We start from the raw sequence: 21102 nt of genomic DNA, 5'->3' as shown, positions 1-21102 counted from the left end.
GGCCGTGCGGGGGATCGTGGCGCTGAGCGTAGGCTGGCAACTGGACGAGATCGTCCACTTGACCGGAGGTGAGAGACAGCGGTGGGGGAATCCTCTCGGATCGCGGGGCAGGACAGTCTGCGGGCGGACGCCCAGCGCAACCGGCGGCGCATCCTCTCGGCTGCCCGCGTGGTCTTCGCCGAGCACGGCATCGACGCGCCCATGGCGACCGTGGCCCGACGGGCGGGGGTCGGCGTGGCGACGCTGTACCGGCGTTTCCCGACGCGGGACGCCCTGGTGCGGGCCGCGTTCGCGCAGCAGATGGACACCTGTGCTCGGGCGCTCACCGAGGCGCTGGCCGACCCCGATCCATGGCACGGCTTTCAGCGGCTGGTCGAGACGGTCTGCGAACTGCAACGGGAGGAACGGGGCTTCCCGGCCGCGTTCGTCGCGGCCTTTCCGGACAGCACGCGAGAACACGCGCGGGTACGGGAACAGGCCGAGCGGGACTTCATGACCCTGGTCCGCAGGGCTCAGGCGGCGGGCGCGCTGCGGGCCGACTTCCACCCCTCCGACTTTGCCGTGGCCCTGTTGTCCCACTGCGGTCTGGTCACCGCACTGCCGGGTGACCGTGCGGCGTCCCGGCGTCTGGTGGCGTACTTGCTCCAGTCGTTCCGCGCCGAGGCGGCCCACGGAGCGCTGCCGGCGCCGAGCGCACTGTCGCTGCGCAGTCTTCCGCTCGCGGCCGACGGCTCCCAGGGACAGCGGCCCTCCAGAGCCTGATACGAAGCGGCGCCTGCCGCGTGGTCGGGCGTGTTGCGGAAGTGCCGACCGCGCGGCACAACGATGTCTGATTGCCGCCAGCAAGGTCCTGCTGTGGTGCTCATGCTGGCGGCATGACGATGTCATCCACTACGGAGTCAGCAACAGTTCTCACCGCCATGTACGCGGCTGAGGCGGAGTACCTGGCGGCGGGAGGCCCTGGCGAGGCTTCGTTCGACCTGCTCGCTCCCTTCTTTGCGCCGGATGTCGAACTGCATCAAGCAGATGCTCTGCCCTATGGAGGCATTTGGCGTGAGCACAAGGGCATGACGCAGTTCTTCCTCATGATGGGAGAGGTGTGGGAGTCGTTCGACATGGTGGAGCAGGAGTTCCTTGCCACCGGTGAGACTGCAGTCGTGCTCACACAGGTCCGTGCTCGCGCTCGCGCGACCGGCCGTGAACTCAGCTTCCCGATTCTGCAAGCGATCACGGTCAAGAACGGTCGGATCACCGAGGTCCGTGCGTTCTACTGGGACACGCGGGCTATCGCCGACGCCTGCGCCGTGCCGAAACCGACAGCCTGAGGTCGACGGCAGAACCCACTGGTCACAACCACTCGTTGAGGACTGCCACCAACACGGTCGCCTCGTAACGGACGGCAAGCTTGTCGTATCTCGTGGCCAGGGCCCGGTGGCGCTTGAGGCGGTTGATCCCGCATTCGACCGCGTGGCGCTCGCGGTAGTCGGTCTTGTCGAACTTCGGCGGCCGACCACCGCGGGGGCCGAGTTTCCGGCGGTTGCGGACTCGGTCCGCCGGGACGGGAATGGTCGCCTTGATCCCGCGTCTTCGCAGGTAGGCGCGGTTGCGGTGGGAGTCGTACGACTTGTCGGCCCGCACACGGTCCGGTCGCTTACGGGCTCGACCCGGACCGATCCGTGGCACCCGGATCGCGTCCGGGACCGACTCGAACTGCGGAGAGTCGCCTCGCTGCCCGGCCGTAATCAGCACCGACAGAGGCTTCTGCCCCTGCTCGACGGCGAGGTGGATCTTGGTCGTCAGACCGCCTCGGGAGCGTCCGAGGCCGTGGTTGGCCGGCTCGACGGCAATGCCGCCGGGCGGCTCCTTTTGCAGATCCCCCTTTTCGCCGCCCCGGCCGCGTGCTGGTGGGCCCGGCAGACGGTGGAGTCTACGTTCACGTCCCAGGTGATCAGGCCCTTCGCGTCCGCCTCGGCCTGGAGCTGGGTGACGATCCTGGCCCAGGTGCCATCCCGCTGCCAGCGGCGGAACAGGTCATAGGCCCGGTCCCAGGGCCCGTAGCGTTCCGGTGCGTCGCGCCAGGGGCCCCCGTCCGGGTCCGCCACCGTATGCCGTCTATCAGCTGCCGCCGCGTCCAGACCGGCGGACGGCCCGGCTTGCTGCCCTGTGGCAACAACGGCTCAAGCCGGGCCCACTGGCCATTCGTCAGATCACCACGTCACACAGAGCATGATCATCAACGACCAAGATCGCGCTCCCACGTTCCGTCGGCCGACCACAGCCGGTGGCGCTCGTAGACGGTCTTCCACGGTCCGTACCGATCGGGCAGGTCACGCCAGCGCACACCGGTCCGCACCCGATGCAAGATCCCGTCGATCACCTGCCGATGGTTTCGCCACCGGCCACAGCGCCTGTTGCTGACCGGCAGGAACGGCCGCAGCCGTTCCCACTCGGTATCCGTCAGATCACCCCGTCCCATGTCCGGACCAACGGCCAAGACTGGTGGTAGGCACATGGCCGCCCGAAAAATCCCAGGAACCTCCCGGCAGCAGTCGCTCGAATGAGCTTCTTGCCCTGGGGATGCGAAGATCAGCGGATGGTACGCGCAGGCGAGTTCTTCCTTGCAAGGGACGATGAGTCCGCCCTGCGGGTGGGCCCCCGTAGAAGTCACGACTTCCCGGCCGTGCCGTGCGACGGCATCTACCCGGATGACGCGGTTCTGAGGTGGGAAGCTCAGCTGACGGGGGCCGAGAGCGCACTCCGAGATGTGGTGCCCATGGCCAACGACGGATTCACCGTCTTTGCTGTCCCGGAGCCACTGTGCGCGGCGCTGGCCGCTGCGGAAAGTGACCGGATCCGAGCCACAGCTCTCGTGTGGGCCGAGGCCGTCTCCGAACCGGACGATGAGATCTCGCTGGACAACGCGGTGGACCTCCTTGAACGAGTGTCAGCCCTGGCAAGCAGTCGTGTGGAGAAGCGCCTCGACCTGTACTGCTGGTACTTCGCGCCCTGATCGCTCCGCATCGACAGCATCGCGATGGTGATCGGCCGGACAGCTCCCACTACTTCCAGCCGTAGATCGTGATCTTCATGCTTGAGTGGCTTGTCGCCGGGTAGTGGCTGGTCTGGGATCGGGCTTGGTGGAGGCGTCGCCAGACGGACCAGCGAAGCCGTGGACAGGGTCAAAGGCGCGTTGGATGACGAGCGTGATGAACAGTCGTTGGATCTCGTTGCAGGTGAGCGGTATCAGCTCGTCGGGTGAGGGATGACGGTCGTGTTCGTTCGCGCGGACGACGGCGAGGATGGCGTGCGCAAGCATGGCCGGGGTGACCGAGCGGGACCAACGGGTAGCGCCGGACCTGGTGCTCGTCCAAGGCCGCCAAGCCTGTGCCGGACTGGAAGAACTCCTCGACCCGCCACCTTGATCCAGCGACGCGCACCAGGGTGGTCAGCGGCACTGCGGCCGGCGAGTAGCAGCGGGTAAGTACGCGAGTTCGCCGGTCCTGCGGTTGCGGTGCATCAGCAACTGCCGGCTCCCGGGCGGGGGGTCGGTGAGGTCGATGACGGCCCAGTCGTAGAAGCGGTTGCCCTTGGCTCCGAGCCCTGCGGACAGCTTCTGCCAGGCCCTCTTGGGCACCTTCCCGGCCAGCGTGTCGGCCGCGGAACTTCCCGGCGCCTGTGGTGACTTCGTGCGAGCAGGCCACCGCTAGGACGTAGCCGGTGCCGCGTTCCTCCAGCGTGGCGCGCAGCCTCGGGTTGCCGCCGTAGACCTCGTCTCCCGCGACCCATGCGGCCTGGTGGCCGGCGTTGAGGAATCGGGTGACCTTGTGGGCGGCCAGCTCTGGCTTGGTCGCGAACTCCGTCTTGTCGCCCAGGCCGGCGGCCCGGCAGCGGTCGGGGTCGGGGTTCGGGGTCGGAGGTCCAGGAACGCGGAGCAATAAGGTTCCCGGTCGATCGCCGCGTGCCCTCGCGGGGTCGGGTAGGCGAGGTACACGGCTACCTGGCTGTTCTCGACGCGTCCGGCGGTGCCGGTGTACTGGCGCTGGACACCGACAGTGTCGGTGCCCTTCTTCACGTTGCCGGTCTCGTCGACCACCAGCACCGCCTCGTCGTCGTGCAGATGCTCCACCACGCAGTCACCCACGTCGTCGCGGACCTGGTCGGCGTCCCACTTTGCCTGCCCGAGCAGGTGCTGCATGCCGTCCGGGGTCCTGTCCCCGGCCCACTCGGCGATGGTCCAGCAGTTCTTGCGCGGCAGGTCCGACAGCAGGCCGAGTACCAACTTCCGGGCCCGGCGCCGGGATTCGACCAGTGTGAAGCGTCCCGCCATCCGGCTCATCAGGTCCACGAACGCCTCCTGCCAGTGGGCAGGGTTTACGCTGTGACCTGCGGCCACCGCATGATCTTCAGTCTTCACACACCGATGATCAAGGGTGGCCGCACCCGTCTCCACAGCGCGTCAGGGTCGCGCAGCGTCTGCCTGCCGTCCTGTGTCTGGAGGACTTGTGCAACGTGGCGAAGTCTGGTGGGTCCAGTTCGACGAGCGGAGGTTGGTCGTACTGCTGTCGGGAGACGACACGTCCGGGATCCGGGTGATGCAGGTCGTCGCTCCGGCGGGCGTCGACATCAGCGGTCTGGGCATCGAAGTGATGGTGGGCGCCGGTGAAGGACTGCCGTTCGAAGGCGTGCTGCGGCTCGCGTTCCCGCGTCCAGGCTTCACCCCTTGCACGTGGCTGACCACTGTGTCCCGGGATGAGCTGATAGAGCGGGCGGCCGTCCTGTCCTCGGCGAAGCTCAGCGAGATTGACCATGCCCTCCGACTCGCTGAACAGGCGCACGAGCAGACCCCGGCGACGACCGCGAAGCTCAGCGAGATAAGGGACGCCCTCCGTTTCGGTGAACTCGGGTAGGGGAAGAAGGAGCCGACGCCCGTGACGGCGTGGGCGATCTCGGGCGAGATGATCCACGCTGGCCTCGGCGCCCCTCACCATCGAGATCACGATCTACGGCTGGAGTACTACTGATCTTTTCGTAAGTTCGGTGGGTGTGGTGGGCCGATGGTCAGGCCGGTATGGGCCAGGAATGACCATGGCAGTCGGGGGTTGGCGTTGATGCGGTGGATGCCTTGCTCGGTGGCGTCGGCGACATCGGCGAGGTGGTCGCCGGCGAGGTTGGCGAGTTCACGTTTCTTGAGCGAGGACCACAGCAGTTCCACCGGGTTCAGCTCGGGAGCGTAGGCGGGTAATCGTTCCAGGGTGAGCCAGTCCTGTTCGGCGACCCAGGCTCGCATCGCCCGGCTCCAGTGGGCGGACAGGCCGTCCCAGACCAGGACCACCCGCTCGCCGCGGTAGAACACCTTCATCTGCTGCAGGACCTCGATGCGTCCGGTGGTGTCGTAGCTGCCGGGCTTGAGGTGGAAGCACAGGCGAGCCCCGCGATCGGGATCGGTGGAGTGGTAGCCCAAGGCCCCGGCCATCGACGCGCGCTTCCAGTTCAGGCGGTGCCGCAGGAGCGGAGTTCGCCCTCGGGGGGCGTAGGTGCGGCGGATCTGCGGGAGCAGAGAGACGCCTGATTCGTCGAGGAAGACGATCCAGGCACGTGTGTTCACTGCCCCTTTTTGATGCGCGGCCACTCGTGCGCGATCCACCGGGCGATCTCCGCATCGTCCCGCTCGACCGCCCGCCGCTCGGGCCGTTGCAGGCTCCATCCGAGCCGACCCGTCAGCAGCCGCCACACCGATGTCCTCGACAACACCACCCCCGTTGCCCGGGTGACGACCGCGCCGACTCGCTCCAAAGTCCACAGGTCGGCCTCGAAACCATGAGCCTGGGCACCTTGCTCCAACGCGGCCCGGACCATCTCGACCTGGGCGTCGTTCAGCTTGGGTGGGCGTCCGGTAGCTGCCCGTCGCCGCAGGGCCGAAGCACCGCCTTGCTCCCACACACGCCGCCAACGCCGCACACTCTCGGCACACACCCCTACCGCCCTCGCGATCTCCGCATTCGAAACGCTGTCCTCGAACAACTCGACTGCCCGAACACGACGTGCCTCCGCCAACTGAGGCCGCGACAACGGAGGAAGGGAGGAGCCGACAACCGAAAGGGAAGGTTGATAAGCCACCCCGACAGCCTCCCACCCACACAGCCACCCCACCCACCGAACTTACGAAAAGATCAGTAGGGCCTGTTGCGAAAGTGCTGGTCACGAGCGGCCTGGCGTACGTGGGCGGCGTCGTTGTCAGTGGTGTCGTGCATGATCGGCGCGTCAGTTCTTCTATGGGATGGGGAAGCGCCATGCCGATCACAAACCAGCAGGTAGCAGGGCACGCGTTTCTGCGGCAGATGTATGCGGATTCATACTTCCCCGATCACGTCGTCGACCGGGGCAGGGCAATCCTGCTGCGGCTGTGCGAGCGGATTGAGGCTGAGCAACCGTCGGATCTAGAGGCCATGTATGCGCTTTCCCAAGCCGCAACGGAGGAATTCAACCTTCTGGAGGCGGAGTTCGACGCAGCCGGGAGTGAGATCGAGACGGTTGCGCGCGAGGTGATCGCTGAGGACTTCGGGTTTGTCGCGTCGGCATACGGGTTCACGGACGCGGATGTAGAGGAGCTGATCGCCACCCGGGACTGGTGAGCGACGATCGGAAGGCCATCTGCCGGTCAAAGCCATTCGTTGAGGGCTGCGATCAGCACGGTCGCCTCGTAGCGAACGGCGAGCTTGTCGTATCTCGTGGCGACCGCGCGGTGGCGCTTTAGGCGGTTGATGCCGCATTCCACCGCGTGGCGCTCCTTGTAATCGACCTTGTCGAACTTCGGCGGACAGCCGCCGCGAGAGCCGAGCTTCTTGCGGTTGCGGTCCTGGTCAGCCTTCTCAGGGATGGTGCAGCCGATGCCGCGTCTGCGCAGGTAGGCGCGGTTCCCGCGGGAGCCGTACGCCTTATCGGCGCGGACCTTGTCCGGCCGGGTTCGCGGCCGGCCTCGACCGATGCGGGGCACCCGGATGCCCTCCAGGACCGGCTGGAACTGCGGACTGTCGTGCCGCTGGCCAGCGGTGACAAGCAGCGACAGCGGCTTTTGCCCCTGCTCGACCGCCAGGTGCAGCTTGGTGGTCAGCCCGCCGCGCGAGCGTCCGAGGCCGTGATCGTCGGGCTCGGTGTCGACGCCGCCGGGAGGCTCCTTCTGCAGCGCCCCTTTTTACGCGCCCCGGCGGCGTGCTGGTGGGCCCGGGCGATCGTGGAGTCCACGCTGACGTCCCACGTGATCAAGCCCTTCACGTCGGCCTCGGCCTGCAACTGCTCGAAGATCCGCTTCCAGGTACCGTCGCGCTGCCCGCGCCGGAACAGGTCGTAGGCCCGGTCCCACGGCCCATACCGCTCCGGCATGTCGCGCCACGGGGCACCGGTTCTGGTCCGCCACCGTATGCCGGCTATCAACTGCCGCCGGGTCCACACCGGCGGACGGCCGGGCTTTTTACCCAGCGGCAGCAACGGCTCAAGCCGGGCCCACTGGTCGTTCGTCAGATCACCACGCTCCATGGCAGGTGATCATTCACGAGCAAGATCCACTTTCGCAACAGGCCCTAGGTGCGCAGCCACGACGGCTGGCCCACGGTCTCCGTGCCCCACGATTGTCCCTCTGTCCCGCCTGGATGCCCGTTGGTTCATTCGCGTCGTCGGGCGGCCAGTGCGGGTGCCAGATGGTGTTGCAGCTTTGCGGGGAGTGGTTCCTGACGGGCTGTCGCGGCTACCAGTGCTTCGGCCACCTGGTGCAGTTTGGTGTTGCTGTGCTGGGAGACCGTCACCAACATCTCCCAGGCGTCGTCGGGGCTGCAGGAGCAGGCCGTCATCAGGATGCCGCGTGCCATGTCGATGGTGGGACGGTTCTTCATCGCCTTTCTGAGCTGCTGGGCTTCCCTGCGCCACCGCTCCGCGTCCTTGGCGTCCTCGGCCGGGGTGGCGGGGGCGGCGTCGTCGTTGGGGCGTGAGCGGTGGAAGCCGTGGCAGGCGCTGGCGTTCGCCGCAGCGCCTGCTCCGGAGCGGCCACGCGGGGGACCGGTATGTCGGGAGGGTCGCATAGTCCACGCCTGCCCTTGCCGCCGGTCCCGCACACGCGCCGTGGACTGGCCTCAGCATGCGGTGGCGGGGAGAGGACCTGGCACTTCAGTCGTAGACCGTGAACATGATGCAAGAGGTCGTCGGCCGGTAGCCTGCCGATGTGGCTGAGCCTTGGGATGAGCAGCAGTTGGTCGCAGACGGCTTCGAGCGCGCGTACGCCGTCTTGGACTGGTACGACGGGCCGCGTCAAGGAGTCGCGGTCATCAATGGTGTCCCGCACTACTTCGAGGGCTGGGACGCCAACATGGCCGCGCGCGACGAGTACTTCGTCTGGCCCGCCAGCGAGGCGGCAGTGGCGATGGAGCGCGAGCAGAGGGCAATCTACGTCAGGTACGAGGTTTCTGAGGCAGGGATGGACGAGCATCCGGCGAACGGATGGGTCGATGCCCGCTACGACGAACTGGACGTGCTCCTCGCGCCGCACCGTCAGGTGCCGGACGATGCTCGTCGGTATGTGGGTGAGGTGCGGTTGGACGACGGAGTCCGCTACCGGCCCGACGGGGGAGACGTCTGGCTGCGGTGGCGCCCGAGCAGTGAGGCATCCGTTGATCACTAGGGTCCAACTTCCAAGCCCCCGGGAGCTGCTTCCGGCAAGCTGATGAGCACGCATCTACGTGCTGTTCCGTGCCTTCTCGTAGGTGACCATTCCTCCGCATTGCCAGGTTCCCGCGCGAGAAGTCACTGCGGGCCTTCGACTACGACGCGAATCCCCACATCGACGCCGCGACCATCAACACCCTCGCCACCTGCGAATGGGTCCGCAAGGGCCACCCGCTCTGCCTGATCGGAGACTCGGGCACGGGCAAGTCCCATCTGCTCATTGCGCTGGGTGTCGAGGCCGCGATGAAGGGATACCGGGTGAAGTACGTCCTGGCGACCGAGCTGGTCAACGAGCTGGTCGAGGCTGCCGACGAGAAGCAGCTGGCCAAGACCATCGCCCGCTACGGGCGCATCGATCTTCTATGCATTGATGAACTGGGCTGTATGGAGCTCGACCGTCGGGGCCTGAACTGCTCTTCCAGGTTCTGACGGAGCGTGAGGAAAGGAATTCTGTGGCGATTGCTTCGAACGAGTCGTTCGGCGGGTGGACGAAGACGTTCACCGATCCCAGGCTCTGCGCGGCCATGGTCGACCGCATCAGCTTCGGCGGCAACATCATCGAGACCGGCACCGCCGCCTGATTCTTTGCTAAGCGGGTCGTGGGACCAGGGTGCTGCCCGGTCCGTCCGAGGTTGCAACAGGGAACTGCGACTGAGCCCCGCGTTGTACGGCTGTGCTGGGCAGACACCCCAGTACCTGCACTGCAAGCGTGCGTGATTGCACTCTGCGCTTTCCGCGATGGCCGTCCGATCCGTGCTCGCATGGCGATGCGTGGCGAGGAAGGCGAAAATGGGATGGCCAGATAGGAGATACCCGATCAGCGGGCACGGCCCTCGCCCTCAGCGCGGGGATGGCGGCAACCCATCCCCAGCGCCGACGAAGCAGACCCGGCGGGGAGCGTTTGCGTAGCAGGTAGTGACCGGAGAGTCGATGAAAACTGCGGAAACCGCGTGCGGGACGTCAACGTATTTCCGCGTGTGGCAGGTACAGGTAGGACAGGTGGTCGCTCATGTGCCGATGGCTTGCATACTCGGGAACGCCCGTGCTGCTCGACACCATCCTCTACAAACCGGCCCACTCGCTGATCGATCAGAGCCTCCACTCGAGACTGGGTGCCGAGACGACGAACGGCGACGGTTTCGGCGTCGGGTGGTACCCGGAGGAAAGCATCGACACCCCGGCCCTACTCAGGGACATCGGCCCCGCCTGGAACAACCGCAACCTGAGGGAGATCGCGGATCATGTCCGCTCCCCGTTGTTCTTCGCCCACATACGGGCGTCGACCGGCACGGCGGTGCAGCAGACGAATTGTCACCCGTTTCGGCACGGCCGTTGGATGTGGATGCATAACGGTGCCATCACAGGTTTCCACGCCATGCGCCGCGAGCTGTCACTGCTTGTCGACCCTGAGCTGTACTCCGACATCGAAGGAACGACGGACTCGGAGGTGATGTTCTACCTGGCGCTCACCTTCGGCCTGGACCAGGATCCGCCGGGCGCCGTGGCCCGGATGGTGGGAGTGGTGGAGCGCAGCGGCCGCGAGCACGGTGTGGAGTTCCCGCTCCAGATGACGATCGCCGTGACTGACGGCGAACGCGTATGGGCCTTCCGCTACTCGAGCCAGGGCGCTTCCCGGTCATTGTTCTACAGCACTCGCGTGGACGCGCTGCGCAAGCTGCACCCCGATATGGCGTTCCTGCAGGAAGTGTCCGACGAGACCCGCCTCATTGTGTCCGAACCTCTCGGTGATCTGCCTGGTGCCTGGAACGAGGTACCCGAGAGCAGCTATGGCGTCGTACATGCAGGCGGATCCGACGAGCTGTATCCCTTCGCCCCAGAACCGGCCTGACACGTCGGCTGTCTCGCACAGTCGTGGCACTTCCAGGGGGCTGCGGACGACGACGGGGGTGCCCCGATGTCTTTGGATGTCTTTGGTCGAGGGAAACGGGGGTGCGTTGGCTGTGGGGGCCGGGAAGCATGGCAGGGTGGCTGATCTGCTGTGGGATGACGTGCGCTGCTTCTTCGACCTGGACTTGATGGGGGCGCTGCCGGACGTGCGTGTCTCGGATACCTCGGTGGAGGGCTGGCAGGCGGTCCTCGATCTTGTCGCGGAGAAGGGCTGGAAGTGCCAGTACTCCGAGGGAGAGACGGTGTTTCCGGTGCCCCGGGCGGAGGCCGTGCTGTCCCGTCCGGGGGATGCCGAGTGCGCGGACCTGCGGGTCTGGCTGTCCGCCGATGTGTTGGCGATCTTCCGCTTTCATGCCCACGATGAAATCGACTTCGACGTCGACCTGCGGGAGTTGCAGGGTCAGGAGCGACTTGATGTGTTCTGCGGCTTCCTTCGGGAGATTGGGCGGCGACTGGGCAAGCTGGTGCTGATGGATGCGGAGGGTGATTACGGCCATCCAGTGCTCGGCTTCGACGTCGAGGCCGATCGAGTCGTTCTCCTCGCGGACCCGCAGGTCAGGTGACTGAGGCCGGCTGCTGCGGTTCGTAGAAGGTTCCGTCGCGGAGCATCGCGAAAAGGACGTCGGCTCGGCGTCTGGCGAGGCGGAGCAGGGCCTGGGTGTGGTGCTTGCCCTGGCGATCTTCTTGTCGTAGTAGGCCCGGGACGCGGCGTCACCGAGCGCCGCGAAGGCCGATAGGAAGAAGGCCCGCTTGAGCTGCTTGTTCCCTTTCCGGGAAGGCTGTTCGCCGCGGATCGAGGAGCCTGAGCTCCGGGTTGCCGGGGCGAGGCCGGCGTAGGCGGCGAGGTGGCCGGCGGTCGGGAAGGAGCTGCCGTCGCCGACCTCGATCAGGATCCTGGCTGAGGTCCTGACGCCGATGCCCGGCATGGACGTCAGGACCTTCGAAAGGTGAGCCTCCAGGAGTTCCTCGATCCGCGCGGCCAGCAGCCTGCGCTGTTCAAGGACCGCCGTCAGCGAGCGGGCCAGGCTCGGCACGATCAGAGCGGCCGCCTCGGTCCCGGGAACGTAGCGGTGCCGCTGGCTTCCCTTCGTCGACTTCGGCGACGTCCTACTCCAAGAACGCCTCGATGGAATCCACTGAAAGACCGGGCCGCTGGTGGACTACGCAGGCGGCCGTCCTTTCGCCTGGGTGGACGACGAGCAGAGTGAGCTGGATCAGACGAACGTGACCGCCCACCATCAAGGGCCCGGACTCCTGCACCACGTCAACCCGCGGATCGGCCTACGGGAGAACGACTTCCACACGATCTCCGACTTCGCCAGTTCCCTGGCCACCTCACGAACCACCGGCTGAGCACCTCGCCAGCTCTTCAGGTTGCTCCGTACTCGTGAGCCGAAGGACGGAAGTCGTCACCAGGGGAGCCAGTAGATCCGGTGTACAGGACCGGTTGAAGCGGCCTGGTTGTCACAAGCAAGGCACGCGGCTTGTCACACATGCTCATTCGGCAGCCCTTCTGTCACCAGAAGCGAAGATCGACAGCCTCGGGCTTCCCGGGACGACATGCGGCGTCACTTCACCACAACCGCGTCCTGCTCCTGTGCGTCCTACTACTGAGCGTCGGCAGAAGTCGGCTACCCCGGGGGATCGGGACGCGAGGCATGCAGAAGTACGCAATTATCCAGCACATCACACGGTTCTTCTGGCCCCCGCGTGGTGCGAGACGGCAGCCGCCCACGTTCGCCCGGCAACTGGTGGGGCTCTGGCTGTTCGCGCTTGCTTTCGGGGCCGGGCTCACTGCGATCGGCTGGGACGACGAGTTCGGCATGGGACTGCTGCTCCTCTTTTATGGCGACATCATCGACGGGGTGCGGTACCGCTGGACGGCCACACTGGCTGCGGTATCAGTCCTGTTGGCTGCCAGCCGGCTCACAAGAGCCGTTCTGCCCGGCTCCCTCGACGGTGCCTGGGCGCAGAGCGTTGGCTCCGCTGTCGGTGTCACGCTCGGGTTGGCAGTGAGCGCCGCGATCACACGGCTTCCGGAACGCCGATCACATCGGCCCGCCGGGGGACACGACTCCGGGATCAGCGGTCAAGACTCTCCGTAAGGGGAGAGGGGCCGCCCACCTCGGTGACAACAAGCTCGCCTTTGTGACACCTATCGCGCTTCAGCTCAGCTCGGAGCCAAGATCTTTGCGGGACAGCCCTGAGGAGGTGGCGTCATGGCTGGCCAGGTCAGTTGGGAGCTTCCCGAGGAACGGGCGGCGCGGGGCCGAGCGACGCGGGCGGACGGTCCACGTTCGCTGGACGTGAAAACGGCTACATGGATGCCGAACGCGCCTCCGTCGTGCGGGCGACCGTACGGTCCTACCGCGAGCGGATGCGCCACTTCGCCGGTCCTGGCAACCTCGCCGTCTGGTACACCCAGGTCGACATGGAGACGCTGCAGGCACGGGCGGACCGGAATCTGGGAGCGCGGGGCCGCGAGCGTACCCGGCGGACCATGGCCAAGGCCCGCAGCCGCGACAGCCTCCAGGCAAGCGGAAAGCTCACACAGACAGCTGGCGGCCGGCGCAGGATCGTCCCCGACCCGCCCCTGATCGTGCCGTTGGGGAGCCTGCTGCCGGGCGTCGACCGCGACGATCTGGAGGAACAGCTGCGTGAGCTGATCGAGCGCTACAGCCACAGCCTGCAGTCCGACCGCCGCCATCTGCTGCGGCAGTACCGGCTCGTGGACATGGCCCGCAAAGTCGTCGGGGTCGGCAGCGTCGGCACCCGCTGCTGGATCATCCTGCCCGCCCGGTAGCGGCAGAATTGCCACGTCCCTGCGAAGAGCGGGTTCTGGTGTGCACCGAGCACCACCGGGGCTTGTATACGAGATCAGCAGAGGTTCAAAGAGGGGTTCGTACAGCTCCGGCTGCTCCATCGCGGCGAGGTTGCCGCTCCGGTCGACCTCCGACTCGTGAGCTCGTTCCAACCAGACGGCAGGCACGAGGAGTTGAGCGGTAGCCTGTGGCGCCCGACATGGCGAAGCGCAGACCCGCGAGAGGAACGGGACAAAGGGCGGTGAAACAGGGATGGAGGCGATCGGCAGGGAGCGGCGAGAGGTCAGGTTCTCCGTCCCCTTGCCCCGCTCAGAGGTCACCCACGTCGACCAGCCCGTCCTGGATGGCGCGGGCCACCAGGCTTGCCTTGGTCCGCGCGGGGCGGCCGACGTTCGCGTACTTGATCCGCACCCGGTCCAGGTACGAGTTGACCGTCCGTACGGAGATGCCGAGACGCTGTGCGACCAACTCCTTCGACTCCGACTGGAACCACTCGATGAGCACATCCTCCTCGCGCGTGGACAGCTGGGGGCGGTCGGCGCGGGTGTTCGTTCCCAGCGCGCCGGCCAGTGCGGGCGGCATGTAGGGCCGGTCATCCGCTGCCGCCAACGTCGCCTCGACCAGGTGCTGTCGGCCCTCGCTCTTGGTCAGAAAGGTCGCGGCTCCCAGGTCCAGACAGCTGAGCGCTGTCTTCTCGTCATCCCGCATCGAGTAGACGACGACCTGCCGTCCGGCGTCGACGAGTCTTCGGAGGCTGCCGAAGGCGGGACCGCCCTCGCCCAGTTGCAGGTCCAGGGTGACGACATCGGCCGTGCTGCCCGGTGGGCTCCAGGCTTCCTGTACGGAGCCGCTGGCCGCGACCACGGTGATGGGCCGCCTCGATGCGGCATACCACGCCTCTACGCCCGCGAGGATGGCGGGATGGTCGTCGACGACGACCACGCTGACCGGTGCGTTGTCACTCATGCCAGGTCAACTCCGGAGGCCGCCGGTTTTCTCCAGCCAGCCTCTACCCACACACTTCCGCCGCGCGTCGTTCGCACCACGGTCACCTCAGGGTCCGTGGCACGGCCGTGGGCTCGAGAGGCCTCTCCCGTGCCCTGGACGTCGGCGCAGCCCTCGCTGATTACGCTCACACGTACCGCGCGGGGGGTCCACACGACGGTGACCCGCGAGGTCGAGCGGGTATGGCCCAGAATCACCGCCACCGGGTCGACCAACTCCCTGCGTACCTCCACAGGCACCTCACCCGGCCGGCCTCGTACGGCCAGGCTCACCGTCACCCCCTGCTGCTCGGCCACCTCGACACATGCCCGCAACTCGTTCAGCAGCGGGTCCGAGACGGCATCGCCCTCGGCGAACAGGCGGCGCATACGGGTGGCTTCCACGCCGCACCGCAGCCTGACCTCCTGGTCGTGCGGGCTCAGCACACCGTGGCCGAGGCCCACGAGCAGCGGCACCGTCGTCGCCGTCAGGGCCCGGTAGCGCTCCTTGTGATCACGCTGCATGTCCTCGTGGATGCGTTCCCGGGTGCGCAGTTCTTCCTCCCGTGCTGCAGCGGTCCCCGCTGCCGGCGCCGTACCGTGAAGCAGGCGCGTCACCAGTAGACCGACGGAGAGTTGGAAGCCGCAGGCGGATATCGTGGAGATCCCCATGACGGCCGACTCGGCGGCGGTGGGCGCCCCCGACAACAACACAGCAGTCGCGTTGAGTCCCATATGCGCCCCAAGAAACGCCGCGTACACCCTGACCCGCAGGTCTGCCAGCAAGAACAGCGCATGCCAGCCGACCACTCCGAACGCCCAGTCCGCCGGACCTGTCGACTGCCCCGGCGGGAGCGTGAACGCGCATACCGCCGAAGCTGCCAGCACCGAGCCCAGGCTCCACCCGCGCACCCTTGGCGGGATCTGCCGGCCACGCAGCAGATAGGCGCCCCCGGCCACCGCAACGGCGGCGAGGCAGACGAAGGCGGCTGTCTGTGCCCACGCAGGGCGGTACACGTCCTGGTGGACCATGAGCCGGCGCAGCGAGATGGTGAACTGCCACACCAGGCTGATCAGCAGTACGGCCAGTTGAGCCCCGTAGAGGAGCTGCCCGCGGATGAGGCGGACGGCAGCGCTGTGCTGCGCCTGGACGCGGGGCGGGCGCGGTATGCCGCCAGTCACCTGCGCTCCGTCCCCTGCCTGTGACTCCCCGGCCCGGCCGTGCCAGCGCCACTGCACGCGGGTCCCGGTGCCCGGACGGGAGGTAACGGAAGCCGAGCCTCCGACCGTGTGCATCCTGCCGATGATGGAACCGGAGATGCCGCGGCGCCGGGCGGGGACGGACTGCGGGTCGAAGCCGCGTCCCGCGTCGGACAGTTCGACGACGACGCCGTCCTCCTCTGCCCGCGCCCTGAGTTCCGCTTCCCGCACCCCGGCATGGCGTGCCACATTGGTGACGGCCTCCCGGACCCCGTTGAATATCGCAAGCCCAGGGCCGGACGGAGTCACGAGCGGGCCCTCGATGTACGTCTTGAGCTGCACCCTGGCCGGTCCCTCACCCTCGGGCACGCAGCTGAGAAGCGCCGCGAGGTCGACGCTTCCCGTCTCGAATCCGGGCATGGCGGACAACGCCTCCAGATCCTGTCTGGCCCGCGGCGGCAGCCACGACCAGTCCCGGCCGTCGCCCTGGGAGACCATCAGCAGTGTCGCGCTCGCCGTATCGTGCAGGGTCGCCAGGTACTCGCGCTCGGTCGCCCTCCGCGCGGCCGCGACGGCTGCCTCGCGGCGCGACGCCGCCCTGGCCGCGGCCGACCGGTCGGCCGCCCTGGCCCGCGCGCGAACCATGAGGAAAGCAGCCCGCGACAGGCCCGCCTGGACGAACATGCGCACCAGGGGAACTACGTCGGGGCTGTGCCCAGGCGAGGAGAGGACGTCTCCCAGCACGCAGACGACAGTCCCCAACGCGGCCAGGCCAAACCCGGCCACAGGGCGCGTCGCCCACTCGTACTGGAAAGCGACGACGCAGATGCCGACAATCGCCTCCACCATCACATCCGCGCCCTCGCCACCGAGCACCGGCTGAAACAGCCCCGTCAGCACCACCACGGCCGCGTCCAACGTCCACAGCAGGGCCAACGGGAGCGGGCGGCGCAGCGCGTAAAGGCGCACACCGCAGGCCAGGACAGCGGGCACCAGCAGAGACATCGCCAGAGGAATCTCCGCCACATCCGCCAACACCACGCCCAGCGCACCGCAGAGGCAGACCACGCTGGACCGGAGCCACACCCCGTACCGCTCGAGGGTCAGGATCAACAGACGCTCACTGGACCTGGGGCCGTCTATCGGCTCAGCGGCCCCGTTCTCCTCGTATCCCCCATGCCGCATAGAGACAAGGGTAGTAGCGGCAGCCGAGCTCAAAGGTCACGGCTGTGAACGAGAGGCGGTCTCGTCCGCTTCCTTGCGCGTATTCCGGTGTGCGCGGCGGCCGTTCCTTGTGGGGCGAACGACCGGCACACTCAGCGACCGGGCCGGGCTACTGTGCCCGTCGTACGGGGCCGACACCGGCAGGGGCATCCCGCATCAAGCCACTGATCTCATGAGTTCACGCTGCTTCGCCGCACGCGCACTCCCGTCCTGCAGGAACTCGGGCAATCCGTCCGACAATTGGAAGGTGGAGCAGAATTGATCAAGATCCGAAGCAGGCGCGCCAAGTCGGCCACGGCCGCGGGGGCCCTCCTGGCCGGCCTCCTCGGCGGCGTTCTCGCCGGCGCGCCGTCTGCGACCGCCGCTGCGGCTGACTCCCCTTGCAGCTACGGGGCTTACCTTTACAACAAAGTCACAAACCCCACCTCGTACAAATATGTCCCCTACGCCACCGGCGATGGGTCCAAGTGCTGGCTGGACTGGGGGATGAGCAACACGGCAGTCCGCGCCCTCCAGAAGAACCTCAATTCCTGCTACGGATACAGGCTGGCAACGGATGGGGACTTCGGAGACCTCACCGAGTCGGCGCTCATCTCCGTTCAGAAGAAGGTGGGTGTCAGGGCGGACGGCGACTACGGCCCCAATACGCGGGATGCGATGGCGTGGGCGAACTACAGCATGGAAACCGGAGCACGGATCAGCTGCAACTGACGAACAGCCGATCCACCACCCGGTCCCCGGCGTGGACATTCGGAACTGTCTCGGCGTGCGCGCCGCCGGCCCGCTGGGCGTGCGCCGCGCACCGTCGAGCTCCACCATCCGCCGCCTCCTGACCCTCGTATGCCCCGGCGGGCTTGCCGGCCTGCTCGGATGCGGCCCCGCGGGCAGCCGGCATCTGGCCGTGGACGGCAAGGCCGCCCGCGGCTCACGCACGGACACAGGCCCGGCCGCCCACCTGCTCTCCGCTGTCCTGGAAGGCCAACGCACCGTCAGCCAGCTACGGGTGCAGGACAAGACCATCGGGGTCACCGGCTTAACGAGCGCTGGGAGCCGACCACCGGCTGGCTGTTCATCGCCATCGCCATCGCCATTGGCGTCGCCGCGACCATCTGATTGGTTCACGGCAGCCCCGCAAGGGGTCAGCTCCTGAGCGGCCCCGCACAGCCGGGTGTCCGGGTCCTGCGCGGCGTCCAGAGCGGGCTCGACGTTCGAGCCGCGGCGCGCACTGCCGTGCTTTCTCGCAGTCCGGCGCATGCAGAACGCCCCGGTCCTCCCCACGCCGGGTGCCGGCCCCCACCACCCGGCGATGGCGTGTGAGGGTTTCTTGGCCCAGCGGTGACGTTGACGGTGCGATACCGGGGCAGATGAACCCGGCACGGTCCATGCGGGTGTCCGGCAGGAGGAGCCAGTGGCCGGTCATGAGGTCTATGCCGCCAGCGCATTGTCGGTGGTGGCCGCGGTACTGCTCGCGCGATGGTGCATGGCGGGCCGAAGTGGCAGGCCGCGCACTGCTGCTGTATCCCGCCGCGCCTCGCCCTGGACGGCGCTGAGACAGGTTCGGCGCACGGGACCCGCCGCGGCTCAAGTCGAGCAACGCCTGCCGGCGGACGCGCCATGCGCTCAGCAGGCGGTGCAGGAGGCCGAAAACCTGGTTCACGGCTACTGGAGCCAGATCGGTCCCCTCTACCTGTCCAAGCGCGATCACCATCAGCGCTGAGCCGGTCGGGCAGCGCCAGCTGGTACGGGGGTAGGTCAGGTACTGAGAGCTTGACGGAGGGTTTCGCGGCAGTCGATGACGGCGTCGACGCCGACGATCTGCAGGAGACGCCACTGTACTGGGCGGCACCGAACGTGAAGGGCCGCAGTTTCAAGTGGGTCACCCCGGGCAGTGTCCTGGCTCTGCTGATCTGGATGATCGCCTCGGCCGGGTTTGCGTTCTACGTGGCGAACTTCGCCTTCTACGACAAGGCCTACGGCACCCTCGCGGGTGTGATCATCTTCCTGGTGTGGTGGATCAGCAACATCGCGATCCTGCTCGGTCCGGAATGCGACTTGGAGCTGGCCCGCCAGCGCGCAGCAGCGGGCGGCCTGCCTGAAGACGAAGAGCCATATGTCCCGCGTCGCGACACCCGTAAGTGGAGCGAGGGAGACCGCCATCGCCTCGAAAGAAGTAGTTACCACACACTGCCGCGTTATGTGCTGCTCAGATGGGGAACGCGCAGTTCATGACAGTGCTGGCGGATCTTCGTGAGGGTGATGAACGGTTGACGCGGTGGGTGGCGTCGTGGCCGTCGAACTGCGTACGGCGGGTGCTGCCGGCGGTGGAGGAGACGGCCGAGCACACCAAGCTGTGGTGGGGCGCCGCCGCAGTCATGTCCACCGTGGGGTGGCGGGGGCGCAGGGCTGCGGCCGCGGGTGTGGCGAGCATGGCGGTGGCGGAGTTGGTGTCCAACGGTGTCCTGAAGCAGGTGTGGAGCCGGCGGCGGCCGCCGAAGGAGTGGATCTCCCATGAGGAGGTCCATGACCGGCCCGACTCGTCGTCGTTTCCTTCGGGACACACCGCGGCGGGGGTGGCGTTCAGCGCCGCGGTGGCGGGTGTGTGGCCGTGGGCGGGCGCGGTGTGTGCGGTGCCGGCCGTCCTGGTGGCCGTCGAACGTGTGCACACCGGTGCCCACTACCCTTCCGACGTCGTCGGCGGCGCCGTCGTCGGCTTGGCCGCGGTCGCCCTGGTCCACCGCGCTCCCCGTCTGGCAGCGCGCCTGCTGCGGTGACGGGCCCGAAACCACCCAACGCTGCAGGTCCGCTAGATGGGGCAGCCGCAACTGGGTACCCGGAGGGACGTGCACTGGTCAACCAGCGCGGCCTGCACGGCAGTCCCACTGTGACGCCGAACCACCTCTATGCCCGTCAATGAGTATCCGGTTCAGCCGCTCCCTCGGCGAGCGAGCCCTCACCACCGTGACCATCAGACGAAGAAGCCACGATCCACTTGATCCCTGGACCAAGGCCCGCGCCGCCGCCTGACACGCCCGCATGCCGGGGCAGGTTCAAGGTGTCGGCGCCGCCTGGGGAGTACGGGCGGCATCAAGGACCTCAGGAAGGGGGAGGGCCAGGGCGGCGGCGAGTTCGGCCAGCTCCTCCTGCGTGGGATGGACGGGGCCGCGGGCACCGTCCTGGGCGAAGACACGAATGCGGGGGGTGCGGATACCGGTCCGCGCGGCGAGGGCCTGCGCGTTCAGGTGACGACGGCGCATCGCCTGCTGCAGCAACTCTGAAAGGTCAGCCATCTGCTTCTCCTGCCCGGGCCCGACGTTTTCATCCGCTTCGGGTCACCGACGCGGCACGGGCGGCCACCGACCAGAACCGTGCGTTGGCGGTCCACCTGCCATCCGTGGAGTCACGTCCACGACGCCGCGACATCCGCGTCGTGAGCCAGCCGATCTGCGGTCGGCGCACGAGCCCGTTTCTACGTAAGTGGTCCGTTCCGGAAGTCCTTCGGGGGTTGACGTGAGGTGAGCGGGTGGGTGCGATGGCCAGGTTCCAGGTCGGTTGGCGAATCTGAGCAGACTGGCTGGTCAGGCTGGTCGCGACCTTGGTGCGGGTTGGTCAGCTCCGCACTACAGGCCATGCGGCCAACGCCAGTTCTGAGACTTCGCTCAGCTCGGCGGCCGCAGCCCCGTCCCGAGCGCGTTGTGACATGCCCTGGATGACCGCGGCAAAGTACGAGGCCATGGCGCGGGGGTTGGCCTCCGCGGGCAGCTCGCCTGTCTGCTGCGCTGTCCGCAGGCGGGTTTCGAATACGGCCAGGTTCTCATTGCGCAGAGTGCGGAGAAATGCCGCGATTTCGGCGTCCTGCGGGGTGACGTTGGTGGCCGCGCTGATGGTCAGGCAGCCGGCCGGATGGGAAGGGTCGGGATAGATGACCGCTGCCTCACGCAGGATGCGGGCGAAGGCCCCGTAGGCCGTGGGCTCCTCCTGTAGGGCCACGCCCATGAAGGCACCGGCGGGCGAGCGCCCATAGCTGTGCACCACTTCCCTGAACAGGGTTTCCTTGTCCCCGAAGGCCGCATACAAACTGCCGGGCCTGATGCCCATTGCCGCGGTCAGCTCGCCGATGGAGGTGGCCTCGTAACCGCGCTCCCAGAACAGCCAGGTGGCCGCTGTCAGGGCCGCGGCACGGTCGAACGCGCGCGGCCGCCCTCGCTTCGCACTCGTTTCACTCACACCTCATTCTAGAGCGCTCACTCAAGAAG

Annotated in this window: 21 protein-coding genes and 7 pseudogenes; 16 read left to right on the top strand and 12 right to left on the bottom strand. The window is 67.4% G+C overall.

The window, feature by feature from the left end; genetic code table 11:
• Positions 1–81 precede the first annotated feature (81 nt).
• Positions 82–762 (top strand): TetR/AcrR family transcriptional regulator, encoded by a 681-nt coding sequence (locus O1Q96_RS25365; protein ID WP_269250341.1) that lies wholly within the window; start codon positions 82–84, stop codon positions 760–762.
• 113 nt (positions 763–875) lie between these two features.
• Positions 876–1325, top strand: coding sequence for a nuclear transport factor 2 family protein (locus O1Q96_RS25360; protein WP_269250340.1), 450 nt, complete (start codon positions 876–878; stop codon positions 1323–1325).
• 22 nt (positions 1326–1347) lie between these two features.
• On the opposite strand, the pseudogene O1Q96_RS25355 reads toward O1Q96_RS25360, so the two are convergent.
• A pseudogene (locus tag O1Q96_RS25355) lies at positions 1348–2206 on the bottom strand (IS5 family transposase).
• Positions 2207–2248: 42 nt separating this feature from the next.
• Positions 2249–2476: pseudogene (locus O1Q96_RS25350) on the bottom strand (transposase); the annotation flags it as partial.
• A 297-nt stretch (positions 2477–2773) separates the two neighbouring features.
• Between O1Q96_RS25350 and O1Q96_RS25345 the strand changes: the two are divergent.
• The gene (locus O1Q96_RS25345) at positions 2774–3010 is read left to right on the top strand and encodes a hypothetical protein (RefSeq protein WP_269250339.1); all 237 of its coding nucleotides are present in this window, start codon (positions 2774–2776) and stop codon (positions 3008–3010) included.
• Between the two features lie 75 nt (positions 3011–3085).
• Here the strand turns inward: O1Q96_RS25345 and O1Q96_RS25340 are convergent.
• Positions 3086–4336, bottom strand: a pseudogene (locus O1Q96_RS25340) (IS701 family transposase).
• 166 nt (positions 4337–4502) lie between these two features.
• Between O1Q96_RS25340 and O1Q96_RS25335 the strand changes: the two are divergent.
• Entirely contained in the window at positions 4503–4907 is a 405-nt protein-coding gene (locus tag O1Q96_RS25335; protein ID WP_269250338.1) for a type II toxin-antitoxin system PemK/MazF family toxin, read from the top strand.
• Positions 4908–5014: 107 nt separating this feature from the next.
• Here the strand turns inward: O1Q96_RS25335 and O1Q96_RS25330 are convergent, their stop codons facing one another.
• Positions 5015–5605: a transposase gene (locus O1Q96_RS25330; RefSeq protein ID WP_269250287.1), complete on the bottom strand. Its 591-nt coding sequence runs from the start codon at positions 5603–5605 to the stop codon at positions 5015–5017.
• The gene (locus O1Q96_RS25325; protein ID WP_419586938.1) at positions 5602–6117 is read right to left on the bottom strand and encodes a winged helix-turn-helix domain-containing protein; all 516 of its coding nucleotides are present in this window, start codon (positions 6115–6117) and stop codon (positions 5602–5604) included. Before O1Q96_RS25325 ends, O1Q96_RS25330 begins: the two co-directional genes overlap by 4 nt.
• A gap of 173 nt (positions 6118–6290) precedes the next feature.
• On the opposite strand from O1Q96_RS25325, the gene O1Q96_RS25320 reads away from it, so the two are divergent.
• Positions 6291–6632, top strand: a complete 342-nt coding sequence (locus O1Q96_RS25320) for a DUF5713 family protein (RefSeq protein WP_269250337.1) — start codon at positions 6291–6293, stop codon at positions 6630–6632.
• A 26-nt stretch (positions 6633–6658) separates the two neighbouring features.
• Here the strand turns inward: O1Q96_RS25320 and O1Q96_RS25315 are convergent.
• Both O1Q96_RS25315 and O1Q96_RS25310 read right to left on the bottom strand, forming a co-directional pair.
• Positions 6659–7533 (bottom strand): IS5 family transposase gene (locus tag O1Q96_RS25315; protein ID WP_419586942.1). Its coding sequence is split into 2 segments (ribosomal slippage): positions 6659–7141 and positions 7144–7533, totalling 873 coding nucleotides; the frame shifts between segments, so codons are not numbered across the junction.
• A 125-nt stretch (positions 7534–7658) separates the two neighbouring features.
• Positions 7659–8072, bottom strand: a complete 414-nt coding sequence (locus O1Q96_RS25310) for an ANTAR domain-containing protein (protein WP_269250336.1) — start codon at positions 8070–8072, stop codon at positions 7659–7661.
• Between the two features lie 140 nt (positions 8073–8212).
• On the opposite strand from O1Q96_RS25310, the gene O1Q96_RS25305 reads away from it, so the two are divergent.
• The 4 genes and pseudogenes from O1Q96_RS25305 to O1Q96_RS25290 all read left to right on the top strand — a co-directional run bounded on the left by O1Q96_RS25305 (position 8213) and on the right by O1Q96_RS25290 (position 11183).
• The gene (locus O1Q96_RS25305; RefSeq protein ID WP_269250335.1) at positions 8213–8668 is read left to right on the top strand and encodes a hypothetical protein; all 456 of its coding nucleotides are present in this window, start codon (positions 8213–8215) and stop codon (positions 8666–8668) included.
• A 92-nt stretch (positions 8669–8760) separates the two neighbouring features.
• Positions 8761–9293, top strand: a pseudogene (locus O1Q96_RS25300) (ATP-binding protein); the annotation flags it as partial.
• 428 nt (positions 9294–9721) lie between these two features.
• Complete coding sequence (locus tag O1Q96_RS25295; protein WP_269250334.1) at positions 9722–10561, top strand: class II glutamine amidotransferase; 840 nt, start codon at positions 9722–9724, stop codon at positions 10559–10561.
• Positions 10562–10697: 136 nt separating this feature from the next.
• On the top strand, positions 10698–11183 hold the full coding sequence (locus O1Q96_RS25290; protein ID WP_269250333.1) for a hypothetical protein: 486 nt from the start codon (positions 10698–10700) through the stop codon (positions 11181–11183).
• On the opposite strand, the pseudogene O1Q96_RS25285 reads toward O1Q96_RS25290, so the two are convergent.
• Positions 11176–11684: pseudogene (locus O1Q96_RS25285) on the bottom strand (transposase); the annotation flags it as partial. The gene O1Q96_RS25290 and the pseudogene O1Q96_RS25285 sit on opposite strands and share 8 nt — an antisense overlap.
• Positions 11685–11700: 16 nt before the next feature.
• Here O1Q96_RS25285 and O1Q96_RS25280 point away from each other — a divergent pair.
• From O1Q96_RS25280 to O1Q96_RS25270, 3 genes and pseudogenes are all read left to right on the top strand, one after another.
• Positions 11701–11973, top strand: a pseudogene (locus tag O1Q96_RS25280) (hypothetical protein); the annotation flags it as partial.
• A gap of 305 nt (positions 11974–12278) precedes the next feature.
• Complete coding sequence (locus O1Q96_RS25275) at positions 12279–12725, top strand: hypothetical protein (protein WP_269250332.1); 447 nt, start codon at positions 12279–12281, stop codon at positions 12723–12725.
• Positions 12726–12856: 131 nt separating this feature from the next.
• Complete coding sequence (locus O1Q96_RS25270) at positions 12857–13423, top strand: DUF2252 family protein (RefSeq protein ID WP_331276064.1); 567 nt, start codon at positions 12857–12859, stop codon at positions 13421–13423.
• A 328-nt stretch (positions 13424–13751) separates the two neighbouring features.
• Here the strand turns inward: O1Q96_RS25270 and O1Q96_RS25265 are convergent, their stop codons facing one another.
• Positions 13752–14408, bottom strand: a complete 657-nt coding sequence (locus O1Q96_RS25265; RefSeq protein WP_269250331.1) for a response regulator — start codon at positions 14406–14408, stop codon at positions 13752–13754.
• Positions 14405–16810, bottom strand: a complete 2406-nt coding sequence (locus O1Q96_RS25260; protein WP_269250330.1) for a sensor histidine kinase — start codon at positions 16808–16810, stop codon at positions 14405–14407. Before O1Q96_RS25260 ends, O1Q96_RS25265 begins: the two co-directional genes overlap by 4 nt.
• Positions 16811–17107: 297 nt before the next feature.
• Here O1Q96_RS25260 and O1Q96_RS25255 point away from each other — a divergent pair, with 297 nt between their 5' ends.
• The 4 genes and pseudogenes from O1Q96_RS25255 to O1Q96_RS25240 all read left to right on the top strand — a co-directional run bounded on the left by O1Q96_RS25255 (position 17108) and on the right by O1Q96_RS25240 (position 19620).
• Complete coding sequence (locus O1Q96_RS25255; protein ID WP_269250329.1) at positions 17108–17560, top strand: peptidoglycan-binding domain-containing protein; 453 nt, start codon at positions 17108–17110, stop codon at positions 17558–17560.
• Between the two features lie 697 nt (positions 17561–18257).
• Positions 18258–18566: a hypothetical protein gene (locus tag O1Q96_RS25250; protein ID WP_269250328.1), complete on the top strand. Its 309-nt coding sequence runs from the start codon at positions 18258–18260 to the stop codon at positions 18564–18566.
• Positions 18567–18679: 113 nt separating this feature from the next.
• Positions 18680–19078: pseudogene (locus O1Q96_RS25245) on the top strand (YihY/virulence factor BrkB family protein); the annotation flags it as partial.
• Positions 19075–19620 carry a phosphatase PAP2 family protein gene (locus O1Q96_RS25240; protein ID WP_269250327.1) on the top strand — a complete coding sequence of 182 codons (546 nt, stop codon included), beginning with the start codon at positions 19075–19077 and terminating at the stop codon, positions 19618–19620. The pseudogene O1Q96_RS25245 and the gene O1Q96_RS25240, both read left to right, overlap by 4 nt.
• 276 nt (positions 19621–19896) lie before the next feature.
• Here the strand turns inward: O1Q96_RS25240 and O1Q96_RS25235 are convergent, their stop codons facing one another.
• Positions 19897–20136 (bottom strand): XRE family transcriptional regulator, encoded by a 240-nt coding sequence (locus O1Q96_RS25235; RefSeq protein WP_269250049.1) that lies wholly within the window; start codon positions 20134–20136, stop codon positions 19897–19899.
• Between the two features lie 319 nt (positions 20137–20455).
• Complete coding sequence (locus O1Q96_RS25230) at positions 20456–21073, bottom strand: TetR/AcrR family transcriptional regulator (protein ID WP_269250326.1); 618 nt, start codon at positions 21071–21073, stop codon at positions 20456–20458.
• Between the last annotated feature and the right edge of the window lie 29 nt (positions 21074–21102).

This window comes from Streptomyces aurantiacus (genome assembly GCF_027107535.1).
In the GTDB taxonomy this organism is placed as follows: domain Bacteria; phylum Actinomycetota; class Actinomycetes; order Streptomycetales; family Streptomycetaceae; genus Streptomyces.
Note: the sequence above shows the minus strand (reverse complement) of the source record. Positions and strands in the feature narration are given on the sequence as shown.

Excerpts from the sequence above, each read along its gene's own strand:
- O1Q96_RS25360 (WP_269250340.1), top strand. The coding sequence starts at position 876 with ATGACGATGTCATCCACTACGGAGTCAGCAACAGTTCTCACCGCCATG.
- O1Q96_RS25345 (WP_269250339.1), top strand. The coding sequence starts at position 2,774 with ATGGCCAACGACGGATTCACCGTCTTTGCTGTCCCGGAGCCACTGTGC.
- O1Q96_RS25320 (WP_269250337.1), top strand. The coding sequence starts at position 6,291 with ATGCCGATCACAAACCAGCAGGTAGCAGGGCACGCGTTTCTGCGGCAG.
- O1Q96_RS25310 (WP_269250336.1), bottom strand. The coding sequence starts at position 8,072 with ATGCGACCCTCCCGACATACCGGTCCCCCGCGTGGCCGCTCCGGAGCA.
- O1Q96_RS25295 (WP_269250334.1), top strand. The coding sequence starts at position 9,722 with ATGTGCCGATGGCTTGCATACTCGGGAACGCCCGTGCTGCTCGACACC.
- O1Q96_RS25275 (WP_269250332.1), top strand. The coding sequence starts at position 12,279 with ATGCAGAAGTACGCAATTATCCAGCACATCACACGGTTCTTCTGGCCC.
- O1Q96_RS25265 (WP_269250331.1), bottom strand. The coding sequence starts at position 14,408 with ATGAGTGACAACGCACCGGTCAGCGTGGTCGTCGTCGACGACCATCCC.
- O1Q96_RS25260 (WP_269250330.1), bottom strand. The coding sequence starts at position 16,810 with ATGCGGCATGGGGGATACGAGGAGAACGGGGCCGCTGAGCCGATAGAC.
- O1Q96_RS25240 (WP_269250327.1), top strand. The coding sequence starts at position 19,075 with ATGACAGTGCTGGCGGATCTTCGTGAGGGTGATGAACGGTTGACGCGG.
- O1Q96_RS25235 (WP_269250049.1), bottom strand. The coding sequence starts at position 20,136 with ATGGCTGACCTTTCAGAGTTGCTGCAGCAGGCGATGCGCCGTCGTCAC.